This is a genomic window from Acidocella sp. C78 (assembly GCF_907164655.1).
On record NZ_CAJQZK010000060.1, the window covers coordinates 407,313 to 413,419 of the forward strand.

At 62.2% G+C, this 6,107-nt stretch carries 6 protein-coding genes; 5 read left to right on the top strand and 1 reads right to left on the bottom strand.

The features are described 5' to 3' along the window. Nucleotides 1–9: 9 nt before the first annotated feature. On the bottom strand, nt 10–1,137 hold the full coding sequence (locus ACIDOCELLA78_RS82470) for a porin (protein WP_249674958.1): 1,128 nt from the start codon (nt 1,135–1,137) through the stop codon (nt 10–12). 587 nt (nt 1,138–1,724) lie between these two features. On the opposite strand from ACIDOCELLA78_RS82470, the gene ACIDOCELLA78_RS82475 reads away from it, so the two are divergent. The 5 genes from ACIDOCELLA78_RS82475 to ACIDOCELLA78_RS82495 form a co-directional block, all read left to right on the top strand. After that, a complete protein-coding gene (locus ACIDOCELLA78_RS82475) occupies nt 1,725–2,063 on the top strand; it encodes a multidrug efflux SMR transporter (RefSeq protein WP_201727673.1) in 339 nt (112 codons plus the stop codon). Nucleotides 2,064–2,231: 168 nt separating this feature from the next. Further along, nucleotides 2,232–3,170: an ABC transporter substrate-binding protein gene (locus tag ACIDOCELLA78_RS82480; protein WP_201727674.1), complete on the top strand. Its 939-nt coding sequence runs from the start codon at nt 2,232–2,234 to the stop codon at nt 3,168–3,170. A gap of 61 nt (nt 3,171–3,231) precedes the next feature. Further along, on the top strand, nt 3,232–4,092 hold the full coding sequence (gene choW / locus ACIDOCELLA78_RS82485) for a choline ABC transporter permease subunit (protein ID WP_201727675.1): 861 nt from the start codon (nt 3,232–3,234) through the stop codon (nt 4,090–4,092). Beyond that, nucleotides 4,089–5,342 (top strand): glycine betaine/L-proline ABC transporter ATP-binding protein, encoded by a 1,254-nt coding sequence (locus ACIDOCELLA78_RS82490; protein WP_201727676.1) that lies wholly within the window; start codon nt 4,089–4,091, stop codon nt 5,340–5,342. Before choW ends, ACIDOCELLA78_RS82490 begins: the two co-directional genes overlap by 4 nt. Nucleotides 5,343–5,356: 14 nt before the next feature. Beyond that, on the top strand, nt 5,357–6,107 hold a 751-nt coding region (locus tag ACIDOCELLA78_RS82495), incomplete at its 3' end, for an aldehyde dehydrogenase family protein (protein ID WP_201727677.1).

Below are 6,107 nucleotides of genomic sequence, written 5' to 3' on the forward strand. Positions count from 1 at the left end.
CGCGAAACGTCAGAAGGCGAGACCCGCTTCGAGGATGCTCATCACCTGGTTGCGGTCGGTGCCGCTGGCGCCAAAGCCACCGCCGACCCGCGGCGTGCCAAGATTGGTCAGGTGCAGCAGCCCTACCTCGCCACGCACAAAGACATGGCCCTTGATCCAGGACGGCGTCACGCCGATGCCGAAGCCGGCAGAATTGGCATTCAGATACCAGGCCTGAGGGCCAGTGTTCTTATAGTAGAATACCATGCTGCCGAGCGACCAGGGCGATTTGCCGAACTGATAGTTGGTGATGACCTCCGCGCCGAAATTGCTGGTGAACTTGGTCAGCCCTACCCGCCGGTTCGGCTTGGCGTAGACATATTGTACCTCGGGCACGACGTTCAGGTTGCCGTTGGTGTATGAATAATACGCGCCGTACATGTCCGAATTGACATAGGCCGCATTATAGCCGGGATAACCCGATCCCGTTTTTCCTTGGCCATAGGCGAAGGTATTCGGCCCCGTCGTCCCGAGATTCTGCGTCCCGTAGAAAGACAGCGCGTTGTTCCCGTCGAACGAATACGTCACCAGTTCCTGCAGTGTGTTGAACACGCCGGAGTCGAACCCGTCGCCAAAGGTCAGCGTGGCGGAGAGCTTTCCCAGGGTATAGCTCGCCTGCACGCCGCGGCTCGACGAGTTCTCGACATAGTAAAGTGGCGAGTCGATGAGGTTGGCGTTCTTCCAGTCGGTCGATGATTCCCAGCCTTCCGTGGAATACACCTGACCGACGGATATATTGAAATTGGCGTTAGGGGCCCAGGTGCCATAGGCGGCGTAGATCGGCCCGAGCGTGAACTCGTTCGTCACCATCTGCGACGGACTGGAGCCGAAATACAGCGAGTTGCTCGGCTTCACGTCGAGGGTGAACTGGAATTGTCCGGTCGACTTGGTGATGTTGACTTCGAGCGTCCGCGCGATGGCGCCTGCGGATTTCTTGTTACCGAGAATGCTATTGGTTCCCATGCCCGACAGCGCATAGAAATACCCGTCGAACCCGCCGCTGACATCCAGCGTGCCGAGCGGGCCAGCATCGAATTTCTGGGCCGCGGGCAGGTTCATCGCAATGGCCGGCGACGCGCAGGCCATCAGAGCCACCATGCTGGCCCCGGCGAGAGTTGTCCGTCCGTTCAGTCTTTTCGTTTTCATTACTACTACCCTGTTGTTAGTTGAAAAAGTCCGGCAACCGCGCGGGCCTGCCGAGGTCTTCACCCCTCCGGCGAGGCCTGATCCGTCTTCCGCCGGAGCTGCGCGATGGGCGACCACCGGCCGCAGGCGACCATCCCTCCGCACTCGCAAAAGAAGACAAAATCTGGAAGCCCCGCAATGCCGACCTGCCGAACCATCCGTGCGTGAAGCGGCGCGCGATCTTCACCCCAGCGTTTATCCCTGACGTCATGCCTTCGCGATTATGTATGCCTCGCCTGATCTACCTTGAACGGCTGTCGCGGAACGTCTTGAACAAGACCGTCATGGATTTGTAAAAACTCGCCATTCTTACGGCAAATCAGACAACCGTGACATTTCAGCATCGCTCATCCGGTGGATGAATTGTCCGAGATGTTACGGCTTCAACGCATGTTCTGATTTTGAAATAATCCATATAAATCCATAAGATTTTTGAAGTCGGCCGATAAACTCCATATTGCGGGTTGACCGCGCAATGTTTTCCCTCGATCATGAATGAGATGAACGAGCTGAAGTCCTACACCCTGCTCGCCATCGCAATTGCGTGCGAGGTGGCAGGGACGTCGTTTCTGAAGGCGTCAGACGGGTTCACCCTGGCACTCCCGGCCCTGGGTACTCTCGTCTTTTACGCTGCCGCTTTCTACCTTCTCGCCATTCTTGTCCGCACGATGCCGATCGGCGTGGTCTATGCGATCTGGAGCGGCGCGGGCATCATCCTCGTCAGCGCGGTGGGCTGGCTCCGCTTCGGACAGCATCTCACGCCGATGACAATGTTCGGCATCATGACGATCACTCTGGGCGTCATCATCGTCAATCTCGCTGCCGCCCCACCTCACTGAACGAGGCCGGCCAAACGGAACGATGCAAGCCCTGCGTCGGTTCCATACAATACAGCCCGTCGCTGATCATTCGCTATATGATTGAAAAAACGAACTCCAAGGGCAGGGCAGGACAATGCCGGTCGCACAAGCGAACCGGAATTTCGTAACGGAGCAGAGGAAATAAAAATGAGAAAATCGATCTTAGGCGCAACGCTGGCAACCTTCGTGATGGGTCTGGGCATCGCGCATGCCGGCGTGCCCGCGTCATGCCGCACAATCCGGATGGCCAATATCGGCTGGACCGACAATGCGGTGCAGAACGCTGTCTTCTCGAAAGTCGCGACCTCACTCGGCTACAAGACCGACATCAAGCTTTATTCGCTCGAGGTGATGTATGCCGGTCTCAGCAACAACAAGATCGACGTCTTTCTCGACAACTGGACGCCGTCGCAGGACGGAACAACCAAACCCTACGAGGCGAAACACGAGATCGATGTCATCGGCCCCGACCTCAAGCACGCCAAATATACTCTCGTGGTGCCGCATTATCTCTATGAGAAGGGGCTGAAGACCTTTGCCGACATTCACAAGTTCGCAAAGCAGCTGCATTACAAAATCTACGGCATCGAGCCGGGCAATGACGGCAACGAACATGTTCTCTCGATGATCAAGTCGAACAAGTTCGATCTCGGCAAGTTCCACCTCGTGCAGTCCAGCGAAGCTGGCATGCTCGCCGAGGTCGCGCGTAAATATCCGAAGAAGCAGGCGATCGTCTTCCTCGGTTGGGAACCACATCCGATGAATGTCGAGTTCCACATCAATTATCTCACCGGCGGCAAGAACTATTTCGGCCCGCATCAGGGCGAGGCGACGCTCTACATCAACACAAGGCACAACTACGCCAAGGATTGCCCGAATGTCGGCCGCCTGCTGCACAATTTCGCGCTCACGGTGAATGACGAAAACAAGATGATGTACGACGTGCAGGTCAAGCATCAGGACGCGTCCGCCGTCGGCGCCGCGTGGCTAAAGGCGCATCCGGCCTGGGTGAAGAAAACCCTTGATGGCGTTACCACGGTTTCCGGCAAGCCCGGCGCCGCGGCCGTCCTCGCCGGCCTGAACTGATCAGGCCCCTTGTTCCCCCGGCGCGCGCGCTTGGCGCGTGCCGGCTCGCGGAGGCTGACAGATGAACGGGATCGAGAGCGTGCAGTACTGGATCGTCCACCACGCCATTCCTCTCGGGGCGTGGGCGACGGCGGCCATCACCGCCCTGAAAGATAACTTTCAGGGATTTTTCAACATCCTTTCGGACGTGCTCGGGTTCCTGCTCGATAACACGACGGGCGCGCTGGACTGGGTGTCTCCGCTCATCCTGATCGTGCTCTTTGCGGGGCTGACCTGGTATTTCAAGAAATCCTGGAAGCTCGCGCTGTTCGTGCTGCTCGCCCTCGCCTTCGTGCTCAACCAGGGCTATTGGGAACGCACGCTGGAGACGATCTCGCTCGTCGCCTACGCCACCCTCGCCTGCATGCTGATTGGCGTGCCCCTTGGCGTCGCCACGGCGCACCATCCAACGCTCTACCGCATCCTGCGCCCGGTGCTCGACCTGATGCAGACGCTGCCCACCTTTGTCTATCTGATCCCCACCCTCGTGCTCTTCGGCCTCGGCAGCGTTCCCGGCCTCATCTCCACCATCGTGTTCGTCGCACCCACCCCGGTGCGCCTGACCTATGTCGGCATCTCGAATGTGCCGCGCCCGCTGATCGAGGCGGGGCAAGCCTTCGGCGCCTCGCCGTGGGAGTTGCTCTGGAAGGTCGAGATTCCGGCGGCACTGCCGACCATTCTCGCGGGCCTTACCCAGGTGATCATGCTGAGCCTGTCCATGGTCGTCATCGCCGCGCTGGTCGGCGCCGGGGGCCTCGGCGAACCGGTGGTCGAGGCCATGGAAACCGTGCAGATCGGCCGCGGCTTCACCTCGGGCCTCGCCATCGTCATCCTCGCGGTCATTCTCGATCGCGTGTTCCGCCCGGAGCGCGAAAACGCATGAGCACTGAATTCGCCGCCCGCTTCGAGCATGTCGACATCCTGTTTCCGCCCGCGGAAGGGCGCGCCGCCCGGGCGCCGCTCGCCCGTGCCGCCGCGATGCTCGATGAGGGCCATACCCGCGCCGACATCATCGAGACGACAGGCGTCGTCGTCGGCGCCGCCGATGTGAATCTCGAAATCGCGAAGGGCGAGATCTTCGTCATCATGGGGCTGTCCGGCTCCGGCAAGACCACCGTGCTGCGCGCAGTGAACGGCCTTAACAAGATCTCGCGCGGCCGCATCCTGATCCTGCATGGCGACCAGACGATCGACATGACCAACCCCGCCCCGGCCGCGCTGCGCTCCCTGCGCAACCGCGCGGTTTCGATGGTGTTCCAGCAATTCGCCCTGCTCCCCTGGCGCACCGTCCGCCGCAATGTCGAACTCGGCCTCGAACTGCGCCGCACCGGCGAGACCGAAACCCGCGAGACGGTCGATCGCTGGCTCGATCTGGTCGGCCTGCTGCCCTGGGCCGAGAAGCACGCGCACGAGCTGTCCGGCGGCATGCAGCAGCGCGTCGGCCTCGCCCGCGCCCTCGTCACCGACCCCGACATCCTGCTGATGGACGAGCCCTTCTCCGCGCTCGATCCGCTCATCCGCAACAAGTTGCAGGACGAACTGCTCTCCCTGCAACAGAGCATGCACAAGACGATCATCTTCGTTACCCACGACCTCGACGAGGCGCTGAAACTCGGCAACCGAATCGCGATCATGAAGGATGGCCAGGTGATCCAGGTCGGTGCGCCGGAAGACATCGTGCTGCGTCCTGCCACCGACTACGTCGCCGAATTCGTCCGCCATATGAACCCGCTCACCGCGATCCGCGCCGCCTCACTGATGCGCCCGCTCGATGCGGCGGACGATGTCCAGGGCGCCCAGTTCAGCTTCACCGACGATCGTTCGCACTACCGCCTCTCGCTGCGCCCTGACGGCACGCTGGACGGGCTTTCCTGCAACAATGCGGCGATTGCCGTGCATCCGGTCGATGGCGAAACCGCGACCCCTGAAGGTGCCGTCGGCATCGTCGAGACCACGCATCTGCTGAAGGATGTCGTCGAGCAGCGCCAGCGCAGCGGCCATCCCGTGCTGGTCGCCGAAGACGGGCGCATCGTCGGCTGGTGCGGCGCCAACGAGGTGCTCGACGCCCTCACCCACGCCGGCCGCGCCACAATGACCGACGCGACCCCGACACTCGTCCTCGCCACCAGCTGAACCGGAGCCCTGCCATGACAGGCGAACCCCGCCGCAACTTCATCGCCGGCGGCCCCAGGTCGCGCGCCTGCCTCGCCCGGTTCGAAACCCGCAACCCCGCCACCGGCGGCGTGCTGGCCGAGATCGAGATCGCCGACGCCGAAACCGTCGCCGCCGCCGTCGCCGCCGCGCGCGAGGCCCAGCGCGCCTGGGCCGCAACGCCCGCCGCGGCGCGCGGGCGCATCCTGCACCGCGCCGCATCCATATTGCGGGAACGCAACGATGAACTCGCCCGCACCGAAACGCTCGACACCGGCCGCCCGATCGCCGAAACCAGCGTCGTCGATGTCATCTCCGGCGCCGAATGCCTCGAATATTTCGGCGGCATCGCCGCCTCGATCACCGGCGAGTCGGTCGATCTCGGGCCGAGCGCCTTCGGCTACACCAGGCGCGAGCCGCTCGGCGTGGTCGCCGCGATCGGCGCCTGGAACTACCCGCTGCAGATCGCCTGCTGGAAATCCGCCCCCGCCCTCGCCTGCGGCAATGCGGTCATCTTCAAGCCCGCGCCGCAAACGCCGCTGACCGCCCTCGAACTCGCCGCGATCTATCGCGAGGCCGGTCTGCCGGACGGCCTGTTCAACGTCGTCAACGGCTTCGGCGAAACCGGCCTCGCCCTTGTCCGCCATCCGGACGTCGCGAAAATCTCGCTCACCGGCTCGGTTCCCACCGGCAAGGCCGTCGCGGCCGAGGCTGCCGCCAGCCTCAAGCGGGTCACGCTCGAACTCG